The sequence below is a fragment of the Microbacterium sp. SLBN-154 genome, assembly GCF_006715565.1.
Classification (GTDB): Bacteria; Actinomycetota; Actinomycetes; order Actinomycetales; family Microbacteriaceae; genus Microbacterium.
Genome location: NZ_VFNL01000001.1, coordinates 2,382,565 through 2,401,518 on the forward strand (window position 1 = coordinate 2,382,565; position 18,954 = coordinate 2,401,518).

Consider the following 18,954-nt stretch of genomic DNA (forward strand, 5'->3'; position numbering starts at 1 on the left):
CTTGCCAGTTTAGGCGCCCGCCCGCGCCCGTCCGCGAAGCGCGAGGGGGGCCAGCGCCGAGGTCGCGATCACAGCGATCGATACCGCCACCGCCAGCCCGCCGTACCCGATCCATCCGAGCACCACGCCCGCGAGGATGGCTCCCGCGGCCCCCACGAGACTCATCAGGAAATCGCTCGCGCCCTGGCGCCTCGTGCGGTGCGCCTCCGACGACGCCTCGGTGAGGAGCGCCGACCCCGCGACCGTCGACGCGCTCCATCCGAGGCCGAGGAGGATGAGCCCGACCGTGACCCAGAGGGTCGAATCCTGTCCGAAGGAGGCCGTGACGAGCGCTGCGGCGAGGATCGCCTGACCGACGAGGATGGTCGGGATGCGACCGACACGGTCGGCGAGCAGGCCGAACACCGGTGCGACGGCGTACATGCCGGCGATGTGGAGACTGATGGTGAAGCCGATGACCGTCAACGTCGCGCCCTGGTGCAGCAGGTGCACCGGCGTCATCGCCATGACGGACACCATCACCCCGTGCGCCGCGGCGATGGCGAAGATGGCGTACCGCGCGGGCCAGGGCCGGTCGGCTCGCGGCGCGATGGGCGACCCGCCCGCCGCCTCTCGGCTGATCACCAGCTGCTGCGCCGTGAGGAGCGGGTCGGGCCGGAGCGCCGTCAGGTACAGGATGATCGCAAGCGACTGTCCGAGGACGGTGAAGACGTACGGACCGGTCAGGGCGGGCAGGCCGAGGAGATCGCCGACGACCTCGCCGGGGCCGGTGAGATTCGGGCCGAGGACCGCGCCGATCGTCGTCGCCCAGACCACGATCGACAGATCGCGCCCTCGAGTGGCGTCGGTGGCGAGGTCGGCGGCCGCGAAGCGGGACTGCAGGTTCGCCGCCTGCCCCGCACCGACCAGCAGGAAGGCGACGAGCAGGAGCGGGAACGATGCCGTGGCCACGGCGGTGATCACGCCCGCGACGCCGACGAGCGCGATCGCCATCCCGGAGGCCAGTGACAGCCGCCGCCCGCGTCGTCTCGCCAGCGCGGCGAGAGGGACGGCGGTGACGGCCGTGCCCAGGGTGACGGCTGCGGCGGCGAGCCCTGACAGCGACTCGTCGCCCGAGACCTCGCCGGCGAGGATCGCACCGAGCGAGATCGTCGCACCGAAGGCGATGCCGCCGAGGACCTGCCCGGCCGAGAGCACCCGCACGGTCCGGCGCTGGATGAGCGCCGCCGCGGCGAGATCGTCGTCGAACCCGGTCACCGGTCGTGAGCGCGATGAGCCCGCGGCATCCGGACTCCCGGCCATCACCCCTCGCCGGCGGCGCGCGCGGTGTTGCGGAGGGTACCGAGCCCCTCGATCTCGACGTCGACCGTGTCGCCGGCGACGATCGGTCCTACTCCGGCCGGGGTCCCCGTGAGCACCACATCGCCGGGAAGCAGCGTGAACGCCGCCGAGGCGTAGGCGATGATGTCGGCGACGGAGAAGATCATGTCGGTCAGCGGTGCGCTCTGCACGGTCTCGCCGTTTCGCCGGGTCGTCAGACGCGCAGGCGCCGTGGGGTCGAATTCGGTCTCGATCGCCGGCCCGAGCGGGCAGAAGGTGTCGAACCCCTTCGCGCGCGACCACTGCCCGTCGCTGCGCTGCAGATCGCGGGCCGTGACATCGTTGCCGATCGTGTAGCCGAACACGTGATCCAGGGCGCGCTCGGCGGGGACGTTCTTGGTCACCCGGCCGATCACGGCGGCGAGCTCTCCTTCGAAGTCGACCCGCTCCGACTGCGGCGGAAGAACGATCGCATCGCCGGGGCCGATGACGGCGGTGTTGGGTTTGAAGAACAGCAGCGGCTCGGCCGGCACGTCGTTGCCGAGCTCGGCGGCGTGATCCTGATAGTTGCGACCGACGCAGACGATCTTCGAGCGCGGGATGACCGGCGCCAGCAGTGTCACCGCGCCGAGCGGCACCCGCTCCCCGGTCGGGTCGAAGCCGGCGAACATCGGGTCGCCGGCGAGGACGACGAGTTCGCCGTCGTCGACGATTCCGTAGCTGATCGTGTCGTTGTGGCTGAAGCGGGCGACTCTCACCCGCTCAGCCTAGCGATCACCTCCGCTGCAGGACGGTCAGCCGTCGAGCCGCAGCAGCCACCCGTGGCGGTCCTCGCGGCGTCCGTACTGGATGTCGGTGAGCTCTTCGCGCAGAGACAGCGCCAGCTCGCCCACCGGCTGCTCGTCGAGGAAGCCCTTGCCCTTCAGCACCCCGATCGGGGTGACCACGGCCGCGGTGCCGCAGGCGAACACCTCGACGATGTCACCGGAGGCGACACCCTCGCGCCATTCGTCGATCGAGACCGCCCGGCCCTCGACGTGGTGGCCGCGGTCGATGGCGAGCTGCAGAATCGAGTCGCGCGTGATCCCTTCGAGGATCGACTCCGACTGCGGGGTGACGATCCGCCCGTCCTTGAAGACGAAGATGATGTTCATCCCGCCGAGTTCCTCGACGTTGCGGTGCTCATCGAGGAACACCACCTGGTCGCACTCGTTCTCGTAGGCCTCGGATTGCGGCAGCAGACTCGCGGCATAGTTGCCCCCGGTCTTGGCCGCACCGGTGCCGCCCTTGCCCGCGCGCGAGTAGTCCTCGCTCAACCAGATCGACACCGGCTGCACGCCGCCCTTGAAGTAGGCACCGGCGGGGCTTGCGATGACGTAGTAGTTGACCTTGTGGGCGGGCCGCACGCCGAGGAAGGCCTCCTTGGCGAACATGAAGGGCCGCAGATACAGACTCTGGTCCGCGCCGCTGGGCACCCATGCGCCGTCCACGGCGATGATCTCGCGCAGCGATTGAATGAAGTAGCTCACCGGGAGCTCGGGGAGGGCGAGTCGCCGCGCCGAGCGCTGCAGGCGCCGGCCGTTCTGGTCGGGACGGAAGGTGTGGATGGAACCGTCGGCGTGCCGATAGGCCTTGATCCCCTCGAAGATCTCCTGGCCGTAGTGGAGGACGGCGGCGGCGGGGTCCATCGCGATCGGACCGTACGGCTGCACCCGCGGGCGGTGCCATCCGCCACCCACCGACCAGCAGATGTCGACCATGTGATCGGTGAAATGGGTGCCGAAGCCGGGGTTGGCGAGGATCGCGTCGCGCTCGGCCGGCGTCTTCGCCGCGAGATTCTTGGTGACGGCGAACTGCAGCGGCGCGAGGCCGGTGTCGGGATCTGAGTCGATGAGCGTCATGCGGGCATCCTGGGGTGTGTGGCGCGGAGGTGTCCAGGTTACGCCTGGAGGCGTGCGACGATGTCGTCGCCGATCTGCGAGGTCGTGCGCGGGGCGCCGCTGCGGGCGGCGATATCCTCCTCGACCGCGAGGGTCACGCGATCGGCTTGGGCGCCGAGACCCAGATGGTCCAGCATCAGTGCGACCGAGAGGATCGCCGCGGTCGGATCGGCCTTCTGCTGCCCGGCGATGTCGGGAGCCGAGCCGTGGACGGGTTCGAACATCGACGGGAACGCCCCCGCGGGGTTGATGTTCCCGGAGGCGGCGAGGCCGATGCCACCGGTGACGGCGCCGGCCAGGTCGGTCAGGATGTCGCCGAAGAGGTTGTCGGTGACGATGACGTCGAAACGACGGGGGTTCGTGACCAGGAAGATGGTGGCCGCGTCGACGTGGAGATAGTCTACGGCGACATCCGGATGCTCCGCCGCAACCTCGCGCACGATGCGCTGCCAGATCGCCCCGGCGTGGACGAGCACATTGGTCTTGTGCACCCAGGTCAGCCGACGCGAGCGGCGCTCGGCGAGATCGAAGGCATATCGGACGACGCGCTCGACACCGAAGGCGGTGTTGACGGATGTCTCGTTGGCGACCTCCTGCGGCGTTCCTCGGCGGATCGCACCGCCGTTGCCGACGTACGGGCCCTCGGTGCCCTCGCGCACCACGACGAAGTCGATGTCGCCGGGGTCCGCCAGCGGTGTGACCGAGCCGGGATACGTCTTCGACGGCCGGAGGTTCACATAGTGGTCGAGCTCGAAGCGGAGCCTCAGCAGCAGGCCGCGCTCGATGTTGGCGTCCTTCAGCCGCGGGTCGCCCGGCACGCCGCCGACGGCGCCGAGAAGGATGGCGTCGTGCCCCGCGATCGCGGCGAGATCGTCACCGGTGAGGGTGTCCCCGGTGTCGAGGTAGCGCCCGGCGCCGAGCGAGAACCGGGTCTTGTCGAAGGTGACACCACCGTCCGCCGTGACGGCATCCAGCACCTTCTCAGCCTCGGCCACGACCTCCGGGCCGATTCCGTCTCCGGGGATGACGGCCAGCTTCACCACACGCGACATCGCACTCCTGTTCATCGGACGCCTCGTCCGACGAACACGGCGGTCACGAGGCGCGGGATCCCTTCAGAGTAGTGGCCGCGACGGCCGCGGCGAGGACCACCAGTCCCGCCCCGATGAGCGCGGTGACGCTCACCCCGGCGGAGAACGCCTGCGCCGCCGCCGCCTGCACGGCCTGCCCCGCGACGCCTCCGAGATCCGCCGCCGCCTGCACGGCCCCGGCGAGGGTCTCCTGCGCCTCCGCGGCCACCGCGGCCGGGACATCCTCCGGGAGCACCAGGTTCGTCCGATACAGCGCGGTCAGAAGACCCCCGAGCACCGTCGTCCCGAGCACCGCACCGAGCTCGTACGCCGTCTCGGACACCGCACTTGCCGCGCCGGCCTTGGCGGGCGGCGCGCTGGCGAGGATCAGCTCGTTGGAGACGGTCTCCGCAGCGCCGATTCCCATCCCGAGCGCGACGAACGCGCCGATGAGGAGCCCCGGACCGGTGTCATCGCCCGCCGCCGCGATGAGGAGGTACCCGAGCACCGAGAACGCCAACGCCACCGGCACGACGATGCGGGGAGCGATGCGCTTGGCGATCGGCACGACCGTCAGACCCGCCGCGATCATCGCGGCCAGGCCCGGGACGAGCGCCAGGCCCGATTCCAGCGGCGTGAGCCCGAGGACGAGCTGGAGGTGCTGCGCGACGAAGAAGAGGAAGCCGACGAGCCCCACCACGCTGAGGAGGTTCACCACGAGCGCGCCGCTGAAGGTTCCCACGCGGAACAGGCGCATATCCAGCATCGGGTTCTGCACCCGCAACTGCCGGCGCACGAACAGGACGCCGAATCCCAGCCCCGCCAGGATCAGCAACGGGGCGGGCCCGGCCACCCCGTAGACCGCGAGTTCCTTGATGCCGTAGACGACGGGGACCATCGTCGCCAGGGAGAGCGCGATGCTCACGGGATCGAAGCGTCCCGGGTGCGGATCGCGGCTCTCGGGGACCAGGAGCGGGGCGAGGATCAGGAGGGGGATGAGGACGGGCACGGCCATGAGGAACACCGATCCCCAGGAGAAGTGCTCGAGGAGGATGCCGCCGACGATCGGTCCCAGCGCAGAACCCGCCGAGAACATCGAAGCCCACACCGCGATCGCGAAGCGACGCTGATCGCGATTGGTGAAGATGCTGCGCAGCAGCGACAGGGTCGACGGCATCAGCATCGCCCCGAAGACGCCCATCCCGGCGCGGGCGGCGATCAGCCACTCGGCGCTCGGGGCGAAGGCGGCCAGGGCCGAGACCGTCGCGAAGCCGGTCGCGCCCAGCAGCAGCATCCGTCTCCGACCGAACCGGTCGCCGAGCGTCCCCATCGTGACCAGCAGACCTGCGAGGACCAGCGGGTATGCGTCGATGATCCACAGCTGCTGCGTGCTGGAGGGGGCGAGATCGGCGGAGATCGCGGGCAACGCGAAGCTCAGCACCGTGTTGTCGACCGAGACCAACAGCACGGGGAGCATGAGGACGACGAGGGCCGCCCAGCCACGCCATCCCACCCGCCTGCCTGCGGCGTCGGCGAGTTCGATCTCCTGTGTCAGTGTCATCATTTCTATACCGTCCGGTCGGTATAGTATCAGAACGCCGTCCGTCACGTCGATACGATCGAGGCCATGAGCAGACCGCCCCTCGCCCGCGAGAAGGTCCTCGATGCATTCGAGGCGCTGCTCATCGACGAGGGCGAACGAGGGTCGACCCTCGACGCGACCGCGCGGGCCGCAGGGGTCTCCAAGGGCGGATTGCTCTACCACTACGCCTCGAAGGAGACGCTCGAGCAGGCACTGCTCGAGCGTCTGCACGCGCTCGTCGATGCGGACGTGGCCGCGACCGCTGCAGCGCCGGAGGGTCCGATCGCCTACTTCCTGCGCACGTCGGTGATGAACGACGACGCCCTGGATCGGGCACTGCTCGCGGTGGCGCGCCTGGCTCAGGGCGGCAACGCCGCGGCCAGCGAGGCGCTGCGCGACGTGCGGGCGAAGTGGGCCGACGTGCTGCGCCCGCACACCCGTGACGCCGCGGCGCTGGACCTGGTCATGCTCGTCAGCGACGGTCTCTACTTCAACAACGCCCTGGGCGGCGGGAACGTCCCCGGACCGACGCCGCGCGGAAGCGCGCTGGACGCGCTCGTGGGACTCGTGGAGCGCGCGGCGGGCACCTGAACCGCTCCGGTCAGGATTCGGTGATGTCGATCTGGCGGAAGAGGTCGGCTCCGGTCGCGCGTCTCATCTCGTCGAGGATCTCGTCGGGCACCGGCGAATCGACGGTGAGCACGCTCAGCGCACGCCCCGTGCTGTCGGGCTGCGCGACCTGCAGGGCCTCGATGTTGATGTCGGCGTCGCCGAGGTACTTGCCGTAGATCGCCACGATGCCGGGGCGGTCGGCGTAGCGCATGACGACGTGGTGTCGCGCGATGGCGACCTCGATGTCGTACCCGTTGATGCCCACGACCTTCGGAACCATCCGCGTGCCCGCCAGCGTCCCGGCCACCGTGAGCACCGTGCCGTCGGAGAGGGTGCCACGAAGGACCGTGATGTTCCGGTACAGGGGGCTCTCGGCCTCGACGATCAGGCGGGCCTCGATGCCGCGCTGTTCGGCGAACAGCGGCGCGTTGACGTACGAGACGTTCTCGCTGACGATGTTGGTGAAGATGCCCTTCAACGCAGCAAGGCGATACACGCTGACGTCGTAGGCGGCCAGCTCGCCGCGCACCTCGATGTCGAGGCTGGTCAGAGCGCCGTGCGCGAGGGCGGTGAAGAACTGGCCGAGCTGCTCGACGAGCGCGATCCCGGGCCGGACGAACGGGTCGATGACTCCCCCGGCCACGTTGACCGCGTCGGGGACGAGGTCGCCCTCGAGAGCGAGCTTGACCGAGCGCGCCACCGAGACGCCGGCCTTCTCTTGCGCCTCCTCGGTGCTCGCCCCGAGGTGCGGGGTGCCGACGACGTTGGGGAGAGACACCAGGCGCGCGGCCACCGAGTCGGCCGCGGGCGGCTCGGTGGTGAAGACATCCAGGCCTGCGCCCGCGATCACCCCGGTCGTCAGGGCGGTGTACAGGGCGTCTTCGTCGATGAGACCGCCGCGGGCGACGTTCACCACGTACGCGGCGGGCTTCATCAGCGCCAGCTGGTCGGCACCGATCATCCCCGTGGTCTCCGGGGTCTTGGGCATATGGACGGTGATCGCGTCGCTCTGGCGCAGCACGTCGTCGAACGGGAGCAGTTCGACCCCGAGCTGCTGTGCACGCGCGGGGGTGACATAGGGGTCGTAACCGACGACGCGGACACCGAAAGCACGCAGGCGTTCGGCGACGAGCGCGCCGATACGGCCCAGACCGAAGATGCCGACGGTCTTCTCGAACAGCTCCACGCCGGTGAAGGCGCTGCGCTTCCACTGTCCGCCGGCGAGGGACGCATGGGCGGCGGGGATGTGACGGGCCAGACTCAGGATGTGCCCCACGGTCAACTCGGCGGCCGAGATCACATTGGAGGTCGGCGCGTTCACGACCATGACGCCCCGCGCGGTCGCCGCCTTGATATCGACGTTGTCGAGGCCGACACCGGCGCGGGCGACCACCTTGAGGTCGGGGGCGGCGGCCAGCGCCTCGGCGTCGATGCGCGTGGCCGATCGGACGAGCACGGCGCGCGCGTCGGCGAGTGCGGCCAGGAGCGCGGGACGATCGGTGCCGTCGACGTGGCGGACGTCGAAATCGGGCCCGAGGGCGTCGATCGTGGCGGGCGAGAGCTGTTCGGCGATCAGGACGACGGGCTTCGACACAGGGGCAGACCTTCGGTGCGGGCGCGAGCGGCGACGAGCGGCTGAGGGATGTCCCGCCGCACAGGGGGCGGGCAGCTGTCAGCCTATCGCGCGGTCCCGGGGGCCTCGGACCGTGTGACGTCGGAGGACGTCACCCCAGAAGCTGGGCCCCGTAGGTGTAGGCGTAGGCCAGGACGTTCACCCACAGCACGGCGACGACGGCCAGGCCGACCAGCAGCACGAGGGCGAACTCGCCGAGCGGTCGGCGGTGGCCGACCGCGAACGCCACGCCGAAGGCGACGAGCGGGAAGACGATGGTGAACCCGAGGACCGCCCAGCCGAGCGCGTTCAGACCGAGCGGACCCGATGCCTGCGCGACGAGGAGGGTCACGGCGTTCCACACCACGTATGCGTAGAACAGCCCGAACGCACCGCTGACGGCGACGGTGGCCCAGACGGGTCGCCGACGGGTGGGCGCGGACATGGAGGGCGAGGTCATGATCCGAATGCTCCTACGACGATGAACGGCCACGGCACGAGCAGCACGACGCCTGCAGCCAGGAGCACCCAGCGAAGCCACGCGGCCGACCGACGGGTGAGCGTGTAGACCGCGGTGAACCACAGCGCAGGAGCCGCCACCGCGAGCCCGACAGCTGCGGCGTTGCCGGTGGTCCACACCGGCGGCGCGATGCCGTCGCCCGAAACGAGGAACGAGGCGATCCCGTGGACGCGGAGTCCGCCGATCAGCCACCCGATGGAGAACAGCAGGTAGATGCCGCCGAGGATCCCCAGGGCGATCAGGGAGGCGTTGCCCATCCCCGTGGATGCGTCGCGCTCGGGCGCCACGCTCGCCGACGCCCCACCGGCGTCTCCGTCGGAGTCGGAGTCTGAGTCGGACTCCCGCGTCGGCGCAGCCGCCGTGCGCGCCTCATCCGTCGTTCCCGGAAGCTCTTCACTGCCCCTCCCCACCGCGCGGTAGCCCGGCGGCAGCGTAGGGGGTGAACCCCGCCCCGCGGGCGGCGGGTCGACCGGAGCGGGGTCGTCGTCGCCTTCCCAGCGGAAGGCATCCTCGTCGCGCGACGTCACCGTTTCAGGCTACCGGGCCGGAGGTCTCGGCCACGCGGCCGCGCCGAACGAGACGACACCGGCGGGTCGCGATGTGCGCGCCCCGCCGGTGTCGTGGTCGTCCCGGCGTCAGCGCGCCGCGCTGCCCTCGGTGTAGTCGGCGTCGGTCTGCTTCCACGCGAAGAGCGAGCGCAGTCCCCGGCCGACCTCCTCGATCGGGTGCTGTGCCGCCTTCTCGCGGAGGGCGAGGAACTCCTGGCCGCCGTTGTCCTGGTCGTCGATGAAGCGCTTCGCGAAGGCTCCGGACTGGATGTCGGCGAGGACGCCCTGCATGTTCTCCTTCACGTGCGGGTCGATCACGCGGGGGCCCGAGACGTAGTCGCCGTACTCGGCGGTGTCCGAGACCGACCAGCGCTGCTTGGCGATGCCGCCCTCCCACATCAGATCGACGATCAGCTTCAGCTCGTGAAGCACCTCGAAGTACGCGATCTCGGGCTGGTATCCGGCCTCGCTGAGGGTCTCGAAACCGTACTGGATCAGCTGCGACACCCCGCCGCAGAGCACCGCCTGCTCACCGAAAAGATCGGTCTCGGTCTCTTCGGTGAAGGTGGTCTTGATGACACCCGCGCGGGTGCCGCCGATCGCCTTGGCGTACGACTTCGCCACGTCCCACGCCTGGCCGGAGGCGTCGTTCTCGACAGCGATGATGTCGGGGATGCCGCGACCGGCGACGAACTCACGGCGCACCGTGTGTCCGGGCGCCTTGGGCGCGACGAGGATCACGTCGACGCCCTCGGGGGCCTGGATGTAGCCGAAGCGGATGTTGAACCCGTGGGCGAAGGCGAGCGTCTTGCCGGGGGTCAGCTTGTCCTTGATGTGGTCGGTGAAGATCCCGCGCTGGTGCTGGTCGGGCGCGAGGATCATGATGAGGTCGGCCCATTCGGCCGCGTCCGCGACGTTCTTGACCTCGAAACCCTCCTCCTGAGCCTTCTCGGTCGACTTCGACCCGTCCTTCAGCGCGATGACCACCTCGACGCCCGAGTCGCGGAGATTCAGCGCGTGGGCGTGCCCCTGCGAGCCGTAGCCGACGATCGCGACCTTCTTGCCCTGGATGAGCGAGAGGTCGGCGTCGTCGTCGTAGAAGATCTCAGCTGTCATGACGGTCTTTCTCCTTGATGTGATTCCGGTCGTTGCGTTTCGTCTCGCTGGGCTCGCTCAACGACCGGGAGCGGCTTGCGAAGAAGGGGATCAGCCGCGCAGGACGCGCTCGGTGATGCTCTTGCCGCCGCGGCCGATGGCGAGCAGTCCCGATTGCGCGAGCTCCTTGATGCCGAACGGCTCGACCGCGCGCAGGAACGCCTCGATCTTGCCCTTGTCGCCGGTGATCTCGACCACGACGGCATCGGGGGCGTAGTCGACCACCGAGGCACGGAAGAGGTTCACCACCTCCAGCACGTTGGAGCGGTTGGCGTTGTCGGCACGGACCTTGACGAGCATGTGCTCCCGCTGGACGGATGCCGTGGCATCCAGTTCGACGATCTTGATGACGTTCACCAGCTTGTTCAGCTGCTTCGTCACCTGCTCGAGCGGGAGTTCGTCGACATCGACCACGACGGTGATGCGGGAGAGGCCGGGGACCTCGGTCACACCGACGGCGAGGGATTCGATGTTGAACCCGCGACGGGCGAACAGCCCCGCGACGCGGGTGAGGAGTCCGGGTTTGTCCTCCACCAGGAGGCTCAGCACGTGGCTCGACATGTCACATCTCCCGCTCGAAGGCCGGCGAGTGGTCGCGGGCGTACTGGATGTAGCTGTTGCTGACGCCCTGCGGCACCATCGGCCACACCATTGCGTCCGCGCTCACGACGAAGTCGATGACGACGGGACGGTCGTTGGTCTCGAGCGCCGTCTGGATCGCCGCGTCGACGTCCTCTGCCCGCTCCACCCGGATCGCCAGACACCCGTAGGCCTCGGCGAGCTTGACGAAATCGGGGATGCGGATGGTGTCGTGCCCGGTGTTCAGGTCGGTGTGCGAGTAGCGGCCGTCGTAGAACAGCGTCTGCCACTGGCGGACCATGCCGAGGGAGGAGTTGTTGATGATCGCGACCTTGATCGGGATCTTGTTGATGGCGCAGGTGGCGAGCTCCTGATTGGTCATCTGGAAGCACCCGTCACCGTCGATCGCCCACACCACGCGCTCGGGCTCGGCCACCTTCGCACCCATCGCCGCCGGCACCGAGTAGCCCATCGTGCCCGCCCCGCCGGAGTTCAGCCAGGCGTTCGGACGCTCGTACTTGATGAACTGCGCCGCCCACATCTGGTGCTGGCCCACGCCCGCGGCATAGATGCCCTCGGGTCCGGTCAGCTCTCCGATGCGCTGGATGACGTACTGCGGGGCCAGCAGCCCGTCGGTCGTCGGAGCGTACCCGAGCGGGAACTCGTCGCGCAGCCCGTCGAGGAACGACCACCACTGCGCGATATCCGGGGCCGCATCGGCGCTCGCCGCGCGGAAAGCCGCCTCAAGATCGGGCAGAACCTCCTTCAGGTCGCCCACGATCGGCACGTCGGCTGCCCGGATCTTGCCGATCTCGGCGGGGTCGATGTCGACGTGCACCACCTGGGCGTCGGGCGCGAAGAGCGCGGCTTTGCCCGTGACGCGGTCATCGAAACGCGAGCCCAGGGCGATGAGCAGGTCGGAGTCCTGCAGGGCCAGTACCGCCGGCACCGTCCCGTGCATACCCGGCATACCGAGGTGCTGGGGGTGGGAGTCGGGGAAGGCGCCGCGGGCCATCAGCGTCGTCACGACCGGCGCGCCGGTCGCCTCGGCCAGCGACCGCAGCTCTTCCGCGGCGCGAGCGCGGATCACGCCGCCACCGACGTAGAGAACGGGCTTCTTGGCCTGCGCGATCAGCTGCGCGGCGGCCTGGATCTGCTTTCCGTGAGCCCTGGTGACCGGTCGGTAGCCCGGGAGGTCGATCTTCGGCGGCCACTGGAACGGAGCTTCGGCCTGCTGGGCGTCCTTGGTGATGTCGACCAGCACCGGACCCGGTCGACCCGTCGCGGCGATCTCGAACGCAGCGGCGATGGCGCCCGGGATGTCCTCGGCGCGCTTGACCAGGAAGGAGTGCTTGGTGATCGGCATCGTGATGCCGACGATGTCGGCCTCCTGGAACGCGTCGGTCCCCATCAGATTGGAGAAGACCTGCCCGGTGATGGCGACCACGGGCACCGAATCCATGTAGGCGTCGGCGATGGCGGTGACGAGGTTCGTCGCGCCGGGACCCGATGTCGCGATGGCGACGCCGACCCGTCCGGATGCCGAGGCGTAGCCTTCGGCCGCGTGGCCGGCCCCCTGTTCGTGACGGACGAGGATGTGACGGATCTCGGAGGTGTCCATCAGCGGGTCGTAGACGGGGAGGATGGCGCCCCCGGGAAGACCGAAGACATCGGTGACGCCGAGCAGTTCGAGGGAGCGGACGACCGCCTGCGCGCCCGTGAGCACGGGCGCGGACGGGGCCGCGGTGCGAGCGGGAGGCCGGGGAATGGCCGTGGCGGATTCGGCGGGCATGGTGAGGGTCCTCACAGATGGGTGGAACGGATGCGGGAAGCGGGCCTAACCGGTGACCGCGCCCTCCGCTGCGGAGTGCACGAGTCGCGAGTACTTGGCCAGAACGCCACGGGTATAGCGCGGGGGAAGGGGCTCCCAGCCCTCACGGCGGGAGCTCAGCTCTGCGTCATCGACGAGTAGGTCGAGAGTGCGAGCCGCGATATCGACCCGTATCAGATCACCATCGCGCACGAAGGCGATGGGACCTGCGTCCACCGCTTCGGGTGCTATGTGGCCGATGCACAGGCCGGTTGTGCCGCCGGAGAATCGACCGTCCGTCAAGAGTAATACATCTTTCCCGAGGCCTGCGCCCTTGATGGCGGCGGTGATGGCGAGCATCTCCCGCATGCCCGGGCCCCCCTTGGGGCCCTCGTAGCGGATGACGACGACGTCGCCGGCGGAGATCTGCCCGGCCTCGAGGGCGTCCATCGCGGCGCGCTCGCGTTCGAAGACCCGCGCAGGCCCCTCGAACACGGCGGCGTCGAAACCGGCGGTCTTGACCACGGCGCCCTGCGGGGCGAAGGAGCCGTGGAGGATCGTGATGCCGCCGGTGGCGTGGATCGGGTCATCGAAGCGGTGGATGACATCGCCGTCGACGGGGTCGGGATCGAGGTCGCGGAGATTCTCGGCGAGGGTCTTCCCGGTCACGGTCAGGGCGTCGCCGTGAAGAAGGCCCTCATCGAGCATCGCCTTCATGACCACCGGGATGCCGCCGTGGCGGTCGACGTCGTTCATCACGTACTTCCCGAACGGCTTCATGTCCGCCACGTGAGGGACCTTGTCGCCGATGCGGTTGAAGTCGTGCAGACTCAGCTCGATCTCGGCCTCGTTGGCGATGGCGAGGAGGTGCAGCACGACGTTCGTGGATCCGCCGAGCGCCATGGCGAGGGCGATCGCGTTCTCGAAGGCCTCCTTGGTGAGGATGTCGCGCGTGGTGATTCCCTGCTTCAGAAGGTTCACCACGGCCTCGCCCGAGCGACGCGCGAAGTAGTCGCGTCGACGATCCGCCGAGGGCGGCGCGGCCGAGCCCGGCAGGCTGAGCCCCAGCGCCTCGGCCACCGAGGCCATGGTGTTGGCGGTGTACATCCCGCCACACGCTCCCTCGCCCGGGGCGAAGGCGCACTCGATGCGCTTGAGGTCGGCCTCCGACATCCGCCCCGCCAGGCACGCACCCACGCCCTCGAACGAGTCGATGATGGTGATCTCCTTCTCGGTGCCGTCCGAGAGTTTGACCCATCCGGGTGCGATCGAGCCGGCGTAGAGGAAGACGCTGGAGAGGTCGAGGCGGGCGGAGGCCATCAGCATGCCGGGGATGGACTTGTCGCACCCGGCGAGCAGCACCGAGCCGTCGAGGCGCTCGGCCATCATGACCGTCTCCACCGAGTCGGCGATCACCTCGCGCGAGACCAGGGAGAAGTGCATGCCCTCGTGACCCATCGAGATCCCGTCGGAGACGGAGATGGTTCCGAACTGCAACGGGTATCCGCCGCCGGCGTGGACGCCTTCCTTCGCACCCTGCGCCAGCCGGTCGAGGCTCAGGTTGCAGGGGGTGATCTCGTTCCAGCTCGACGCGATGCCGATCTGGGGCTTGTCCCAGTCCTCATCGCCCATTCCGACACCGCGGAGCATGCCGCGCGACGTGGTGGCCTCGATCCCGTCGGTGACGACGCGGCTGCGGGGCTTGATGTCGACGGCGGACGGATCGGGGATGTCGGAGCGCACCATGTTCGCAGTCTATTCCCGTCGCGTGACCCGCCGTTCCGCGAGACCGCGCAGGAGCCGGGCCAACGCGGCGATGTCGGGCACGCTGATCGTCGCGGCCGTCTCGCCGGTGCCGACGTGGACCCCGAGATCGTCCTCCCCGAGGCTCCGCAGCGCGTCTTCGTCGGTGACGTCGTCGCCCGCGAAGAGCACGGCGGTCGCCTCGACCCGGTCGCGGAGAGCGGCGACGGCGGTGTCCTTCCCCTCATGCCGGAAGGCGTACTCGACGATGTTGTGCCCGGTGCGGCGACGCCAGTGCGGGGCCTCTCGGACGACCATGTCGTCGATGGCGTCGCGCGCGCGGTCGGCGTCGTCGGGCGCCGCGAGTCGGCTGTGGACAGCGAAACCGAAGGTCTTGGGCTCGATCCACACGCCGTCGAAGACGGCGGTGGTCGCCTCGGCCTCGGCACGAAGTCGATCGCGGAGCGCCTTGTCGTCGGCGTCGTCGGGGGTCGGCGCGGCGCCGCCGTCCGGGATCCAGAACTCGGCGCCGTGGGACCCCGCGAGAAGGATCGGCGAGTCGTCCTCGTGCTCGCCGATGACCCGCAGATCGTGCAGGCTCCGGCCGGACACGAACGCGACGACCGTCTCGGGGGCGGCGACGAGCGCGAGGACGGCGACGCGCGCCTCGTCCGTCATCCGCGCGTCCATGGGCTCGTCCAGCAGAGGCGCCAGAGTGCCGTCGAAGTCGAGGGCCACGAGGAGCCGGGGCGTGGCTGCGAGACGGTCGAGCTCGTCGCCGATCCGGGCGTGGTCGACGTGCGGTGCCGTCATCGGTCGGCCCGCCGACGCGAGACGTCCGCGAGGGCGTCGAGGAACTCGCGAGACCAATCCTCGACATCGTGCTCCAGGACGCGCTTGCGCAGTGCCCGCATCCGTCGGCCCTGGTCGGCCCCGGGCATCTCGATCGCGCGGACGATGGCGTCCTTGAGCCCGTCGATGTCGTGAGGATTGATCCGGATGGCGCTGCCGAGCTCGTCGGCCGCGCCGGCGAACTCGCTGAGCACGAGTACGCCGCGGTTGTCGACGCGACTGGCGACGTACTCCTTGGCCACGAGGTTCATCCCGTCACGGAGGGCGGTCACGAGCATCACGTCGGATGCGAGATAGAGCGCGACCATCTCTTCGCGGGGATAGGACTGGTGCAGGTACCGGATCGCGGTGTGGTGCATGGTGTCGTGATCCCCGTTGATCCGCCCCACGGTGAGCTCGATCTCGTCGCGCAGCTGAACGTAGGCTTCCACCCTCTCGCGACTGGGGCTGGCGACCTGGACGAGCGTCACATCCTCGACGCTCACCCGTCCGTCCTCGAGCAGCTCGCCGAACGCCTTCAGCCGGTGACGGATGCCTTTGGTGTAGTCGAGCCGATCCACGCCGAGGAGGATCTTCTTCGGATTGCCCAGGCTCTCGCGGATCTCCGCGGCTCGCGCCTGGATGTCAGGGCGACGGGCCATCTCGATGTAGGAGTCCGCGTCGATCGAGATGGGGAACGCTCGCGCCAGCGCGATGCGCTCTCCCCCGTCGGGGAGCGGAACCGTGATTCCGCTCGCCTTGGTGTCCAAACGCAGCTGGCGGCGCACCGCGCGGGCGAAGTTGCCGGCATCCTGCACTCGCTGGAAGCCGATGACATCGGCGCCGAGAAGTCCCTCGAGCACCTGGCGACGCCACGGGAGCTGCGCGAACAACCCGTAGGCGGGAAAGGGGATGTGGTGGAAGTAGCCGATCGTGAGATCGGGGCGCTTCTGACGAAGAAGCTGCGGAACGAGCTGGAGTTGGTAGTCCTGCACCCAGACGGTCGCGTTCTGGGCAGCCACCTCCGCCGCGGCGTCGGCGAACCGCTCGTTCACCGAGACGTACGCATCCCACCACACCCGCCGATATCGCGGAGCGCTGATGACGTCGTGGTAGAGCGGCCAGATCGTGTCGTTCGAGAACCCTTCGTAGTAGTTCTCGACCTCGTCGGCGTCCAGGCGGACCGGGTGGAGGTGCGTGCCGTCGAAGTCGAACGGCTCGACGTCGAGTCCGGGCTTGCCGGCCCATCCGACCCACGCGCCGTGAGTGCGGCGCATGACCGGCTCGAGGGCGGTGACGAGGCCGCCGGGCGACCGGCGCCACCCCCCGTCGGGGTCTCGATCGACCGGAAGTCTGTTCGCGACGACGACGAGCGGGGCTTCAGACACACGGACTCCTCACGAGGCGGACGGCTTGTCCCCAGGCTATCGGTCGGCGTCTTCGGGCGCCGTGGGAGCGGTGGGGGTTGTGTCAAGGCCGGGACTGTGGCTAGCGGTCGCGATAGCGTGGCGCCATGCGCTCCTACCTCTTCGGTTCCGGCATCATCAGCGCCATCACCGGCGGCCTGGCACTCCTCCGCGGGCTCCGCAACGGTGAGTCCTTCACGTGGCGCATGGCCCTCGCATGGCTCAGCTGGGGCATCAGTCTCGCGCTGGCGATCGGAACGATCGTCGACACGCGGCGCGCGGCGCGCGGGAAGAACATCGATCTGGACTCCCCGGTGAGCGGGCGCGAGGACAAGCTCTTGAAGAAGCGCGCGCGTCGCGGACGCTGATCACCGGAAAGTCGCCGGGATCTCAGCGCGTGAGGATCAGGGCATCCCCCTGGCCACCGCCACCGCACAGCCCGACAGCGGCGGTGCCGCTCCCCCGGCGGACCAGCTCGTGCACCGCGTGGACGACGAGCCGGTTGCCCGAGGCGCCGATCGGGTGACCGATGGCGATGCCGCCGCCATGGGGGTTGATCACCTCATCGTCCAGGCCCAGCTCCTGCTGCGACCGCACCACGACGGCAGCAAACGCCTCGTTGATCTCGACCAGGTCGAGCTCGGCGGGCTCGATCCCCTGCCGGCGGCACGCCTGCGCGATCGCACGCGACGGCTGCGAGTGGAGAGAGTTGTCGGGGCCGGCGACCTGTCCTGCCGCGCCGACCACCGCCAGCACGGGCCATCCGTTCTCGTCGGCGTGCGATCGCGAGGTGAGGACGACCGCGGAGGCGCCGTCGGAGATCTGCGAGGAATTGCCCGCGGTGATCGTGCCGTCCTTCGCGAAAGCGGGACGCAGGCCGGCGAGGGTCTCGACGGTGGTGTCCGGTCTGATCCCCTCGTCCGTCGCCACCACGAGGGGCGCGCCCCGGCGCTGCGGCACCTCGACGGGCACGATCTCCGCGTCGAAGATCCCCTCGCGCTGGGCGGCCGCCGCGCGCTGATGAGAGCGGGCCGCGACGGCGTCCTGCGCCTCGCGCGTGATCCCCAGCGCTCCGTTGTGGCGCTCGGTGGAGGCGCCCATGCTCTCGGCGTCGTACGCGTCGGTCAGTCCGTCGAAGGCCATATGGTCGAGCACCTCGATCGACCCGTAGCTGTAGCCGTCGCGGGAGTTCATCAGCAGATGCGGAGCTCGTGTCATCGACTCCATTCCCGCGGCGACCACGACGCGCGCGTCGCCCAGGCGGATCATGCGCGCGGCATCGATCACGGCCGTCAGACCCGACAGGCAGACCTTGTTGACGCTCCCGGCGTGGACCCGCCAGGGAATCCCCGCCCCGACGGCCGCCTGCCGCGCGGGATTCTGGCCCGCTCCTGCGGCGAGCACCTGGCCCATCAGGACCGCGTCGACGGCATCGGGGGCGATCCCTCCCCGCGCGAGCGCACCGGCGATCGCCGCACTGCCGAGCTGCACCGCGGAGAGCGGTGAGAACTGGCCCTTGAGCCGTCCCTGCGCGGTGCGGGCTGCGGCGACGATGACGACGTCTTCGTGGTTCATGCGTGCTCCTCGAGATTCTTCGAAACGATGAGCGGCGGCTCGGTCTTGGAACGCACCTCGTCCACGCTCACCCCCGGTGCGAGCTCGGTCAGGACGAGCCCCTGGGACGTGACATCGATCACCGCGAGATCCGTGATGATGCGATCCACGACTGCGCGCCCGGTCAACGGCAGAGTGCATTCGAGCACGATCTTGGGTGAGCCGTCCTTGGCCACGTGCTCCATGAGGACGATCACCTTCGCGGCCCCATGGACGAGGTCCATGGCGCCTCCCGGGCCCTTCACCATCTTGCCGGGAATCATCCAGTTCGCCAGATCGCCCTGTCGCGAGACCTGCATCGCACCCAGGATCGCGGCATCGATCTTGCCGCCGCGGATCATCCCGAAACTGGTCGCGGAATCGAAGAACGCCGATCCGGGGAGAACCGTGACCGTCTCCTTGCCGGCATTGATCAGGTCGGGATCGACGTCCGCGTCGGCCGGATAGGGTCCCACGCCCAGAATCCCGTTCTCGGACTGCAGGACGACCTTCACCCCCGCCGGCAGGTGATTGGGAACAAGGGTCGGCAGGCCGATTCCGAGATTGACGTACGCGCCGTCCCGGAGCTCCTGCGCCGCGCGCGTCGCCATCTGGACCCTCGTCAGTGCCATG

18 protein-coding genes are annotated in these 18,954 nt (G+C 69.4%); 2 read left to right on the forward strand and 16 right to left on the reverse strand.

Going from position 1 to position 18,954, the window contains the following annotated elements; genetic code table 11:
- Window positions 1-9: 9 nt before the first annotated feature.
- The 5 genes from FBY40_RS11540 to FBY40_RS11560 are packed head-to-tail and all read right to left on the reverse strand — an operon-like array spanning window position 10 to window position 5,894.
- Window positions 10-1,302, reverse strand: a complete 1,293-nt coding sequence (locus tag FBY40_RS11540) for an MFS transporter (RefSeq protein ID WP_141938830.1) — start codon at window positions 1,300-1,302, stop codon at window positions 10-12.
- Entirely contained in the window at window positions 1,302-2,078 is a 777-nt protein-coding gene (locus FBY40_RS11545; RefSeq protein ID WP_141938833.1) for a fumarylacetoacetate hydrolase family protein, read from the reverse strand. The genes FBY40_RS11540 and FBY40_RS11545 overlap by 1 nt, the downstream gene beginning before the upstream one ends.
- A 36-nt stretch (window positions 2,079-2,114) precedes the next feature.
- Window positions 2,115-3,221 carry a branched-chain amino acid aminotransferase gene (locus FBY40_RS11550; RefSeq protein WP_141938835.1) on the reverse strand — a complete coding sequence of 369 codons (1,107 nt, stop codon included), beginning with the start codon at window positions 3,219-3,221 and terminating at the stop codon, window positions 2,115-2,117.
- Between the two features lie 38 nt (window positions 3,222-3,259).
- Window positions 3,260-4,312, reverse strand: a complete 1,053-nt coding sequence (locus tag FBY40_RS11555; protein WP_141940155.1) for a 3-isopropylmalate dehydrogenase — start codon at window positions 4,310-4,312, stop codon at window positions 3,260-3,262.
- Window positions 4,313-4,355: 43 nt separating this feature from the next.
- Window positions 4,356-5,894 (reverse strand): MFS transporter, encoded by a 1,539-nt coding sequence (locus tag FBY40_RS11560; RefSeq protein WP_200829980.1) that lies wholly within the window; start codon window positions 5,892-5,894, stop codon window positions 4,356-4,358.
- Between the two features lie 63 nt (window positions 5,895-5,957).
- Here FBY40_RS11560 and FBY40_RS11565 point away from each other — a divergent pair, with 63 nt between their 5' ends.
- On the forward strand, window positions 5,958-6,503 hold the full coding sequence (locus FBY40_RS11565; protein WP_141938837.1) for a TetR/AcrR family transcriptional regulator: 546 nt from the start codon (window positions 5,958-5,960) through the stop codon (window positions 6,501-6,503).
- A gap of 10 nt (window positions 6,504-6,513) precedes the next feature.
- On the opposite strand, the gene serA is transcribed toward FBY40_RS11565, so the two are convergent.
- The 9 genes from serA to FBY40_RS11610 form a co-directional block, all read right to left on the reverse strand.
- Window positions 6,514-8,118 (reverse strand): phosphoglycerate dehydrogenase, encoded by a 1,605-nt coding sequence (gene serA, locus FBY40_RS11570; RefSeq protein WP_141938839.1) that lies wholly within the window; start codon window positions 8,116-8,118, stop codon window positions 6,514-6,516.
- Window positions 8,119-8,248: 130 nt separating this feature from the next.
- Window positions 8,249-8,596 (reverse strand): bacitracin resistance protein, encoded by a 348-nt coding sequence (locus tag FBY40_RS11575; protein ID WP_141938841.1) that lies wholly within the window; start codon window positions 8,594-8,596, stop codon window positions 8,249-8,251.
- Window positions 8,593-9,183 carry a DNA polymerase III subunit gamma/tau gene (locus tag FBY40_RS11580; protein WP_141938843.1) on the reverse strand — a complete coding sequence of 197 codons (591 nt, stop codon included), beginning with the start codon at window positions 9,181-9,183 and terminating at the stop codon, window positions 8,593-8,595. Before FBY40_RS11580 ends, FBY40_RS11575 begins: the two co-directional genes overlap by 4 nt.
- Window positions 9,184-9,291: 108 nt before the next feature.
- Window positions 9,292-10,320, reverse strand: coding sequence for a ketol-acid reductoisomerase (gene ilvC / locus FBY40_RS11585; protein WP_124293463.1), 1,029 nt, complete (start codon window positions 10,318-10,320; stop codon window positions 9,292-9,294).
- Window positions 10,321-10,410: 90 nt separating this feature from the next.
- Window positions 10,411-10,920: an acetolactate synthase small subunit gene (gene ilvN / locus FBY40_RS11590; RefSeq protein WP_124293464.1), complete on the reverse strand. Its 510-nt coding sequence runs from the start codon at window positions 10,918-10,920 to the stop codon at window positions 10,411-10,413.
- A gap of 1 nt (window position 10,921) precedes the next feature.
- On the reverse strand, window positions 10,922-12,730 hold the full coding sequence (locus FBY40_RS11595) for an acetolactate synthase large subunit (RefSeq protein WP_141938845.1): 1,809 nt from the start codon (window positions 12,728-12,730) through the stop codon (window positions 10,922-10,924).
- A 45-nt stretch (window positions 12,731-12,775) separates the two neighbouring features.
- Window positions 12,776-14,494, reverse strand: coding sequence for a dihydroxy-acid dehydratase (ilvD, locus tag FBY40_RS11600; protein WP_200829981.1), 1,719 nt, complete (start codon window positions 14,492-14,494; stop codon window positions 12,776-12,778).
- A 9-nt stretch (window positions 14,495-14,503) separates the two neighbouring features.
- The gene (otsB, locus tag FBY40_RS11605; protein ID WP_141938847.1) at window positions 14,504-15,304 is read right to left on the reverse strand and encodes a trehalose-phosphatase; all 801 of its coding nucleotides are present in this window, start codon (window positions 15,302-15,304) and stop codon (window positions 14,504-14,506) included.
- Complete coding sequence (locus FBY40_RS11610; protein WP_141938849.1) at window positions 15,301-16,710, reverse strand: alpha,alpha-trehalose-phosphate synthase (UDP-forming); 1,410 nt, start codon at window positions 16,708-16,710, stop codon at window positions 15,301-15,303. Before FBY40_RS11610 ends, otsB begins: the two co-directional genes overlap by 4 nt.
- Window positions 16,711-16,835: 125 nt before the next feature.
- Between FBY40_RS11610 and FBY40_RS11615 the strand changes: the two genes are divergently transcribed.
- On the forward strand, window positions 16,836-17,096 hold the full coding sequence (locus FBY40_RS11615) for a hypothetical protein (protein WP_141938851.1): 261 nt from the start codon (window positions 16,836-16,838) through the stop codon (window positions 17,094-17,096).
- 22 nt (window positions 17,097-17,118) lie between these two features.
- Here the strand turns inward: FBY40_RS11615 and FBY40_RS11620 are convergent, their stop codons facing one another.
- Complete coding sequence (locus FBY40_RS11620) at window positions 17,119-18,303, reverse strand: acetyl-CoA C-acetyltransferase (RefSeq protein ID WP_141938853.1); 1,185 nt, start codon at window positions 18,301-18,303, stop codon at window positions 17,119-17,121.
- Window positions 18,300-18,953 carry a CoA transferase subunit B gene (locus FBY40_RS11625; protein ID WP_200829982.1) on the reverse strand — a complete coding sequence of 218 codons (654 nt, stop codon included), beginning with the start codon at window positions 18,951-18,953 and terminating at the stop codon, window positions 18,300-18,302. Before FBY40_RS11625 ends, FBY40_RS11620 begins: the two co-directional genes overlap by 4 nt.
- Window position 18,954 lies beyond the last annotated feature (1 nt).

Coding starts and splice junctions, on each gene's coding strand:
- FBY40_RS11540 (WP_141938830.1), bottom strand. CDS start 1,302: ATGGCCGGGAGTCCGGATGCCGCGGGCTCATCGCGCTCACGACCGGTG.
- FBY40_RS11550 (WP_141938835.1), bottom strand. CDS start 3,221: ATGACGCTCATCGACTCAGATCCCGACACCGGCCTCGCGCCGCTGCAG.
- FBY40_RS11555 (WP_141940155.1), bottom strand. CDS start 4,312: ATGTCGCGTGTGGTGAAGCTGGCCGTCATCCCCGGAGACGGAATCGGC.
- FBY40_RS11560 (WP_200829980.1), bottom strand. CDS start 5,894: ATGATGACACTGACACAGGAGATCGAACTCGCCGACGCCGCAGGCAGG.
- FBY40_RS11565 (WP_141938837.1), top strand. CDS start 5,958: ATGAGCAGACCGCCCCTCGCCCGCGAGAAGGTCCTCGATGCATTCGAG.
- FBY40_RS11575 (WP_141938841.1), bottom strand. CDS start 8,596: ATGACCTCGCCCTCCATGTCCGCGCCCACCCGTCGGCGACCCGTCTGG.
- ilvC (WP_124293463.1), bottom strand. CDS start 10,320: ATGACAGCTGAGATCTTCTACGACGACGACGCCGACCTCTCGCTCATC.
- ilvN (WP_124293464.1), bottom strand. CDS start 10,920: ATGTCGAGCCACGTGCTGAGCCTCCTGGTGGAGGACAAACCCGGACTC.
- FBY40_RS11595 (WP_141938845.1), bottom strand. CDS start 12,730: ATGCCCGCCGAATCCGCCACGGCCATTCCCCGGCCTCCCGCTCGCACC.
- ilvD (WP_200829981.1), bottom strand. CDS start 14,494: ATGGTGCGCTCCGACATCCCCGATCCGTCCGCCGTCGACATCAAGCCC.
- otsB (WP_141938847.1), bottom strand. CDS start 15,304: ATGACGGCACCGCACGTCGACCACGCCCGGATCGGCGACGAGCTCGAC.
- FBY40_RS11615 (WP_141938851.1), top strand. CDS start 16,836: ATGCGCTCCTACCTCTTCGGTTCCGGCATCATCAGCGCCATCACCGGC.
- FBY40_RS11620 (WP_141938853.1), bottom strand. CDS start 18,303: ATGAACCACGAAGACGTCGTCATCGTCGCCGCAGCCCGCACCGCGCAG.
- FBY40_RS11625 (WP_200829982.1), bottom strand. CDS start 18,953: ATGGCACTGACGAGGGTCCAGATGGCGACGCGCGCGGCGCAGGAGCTC.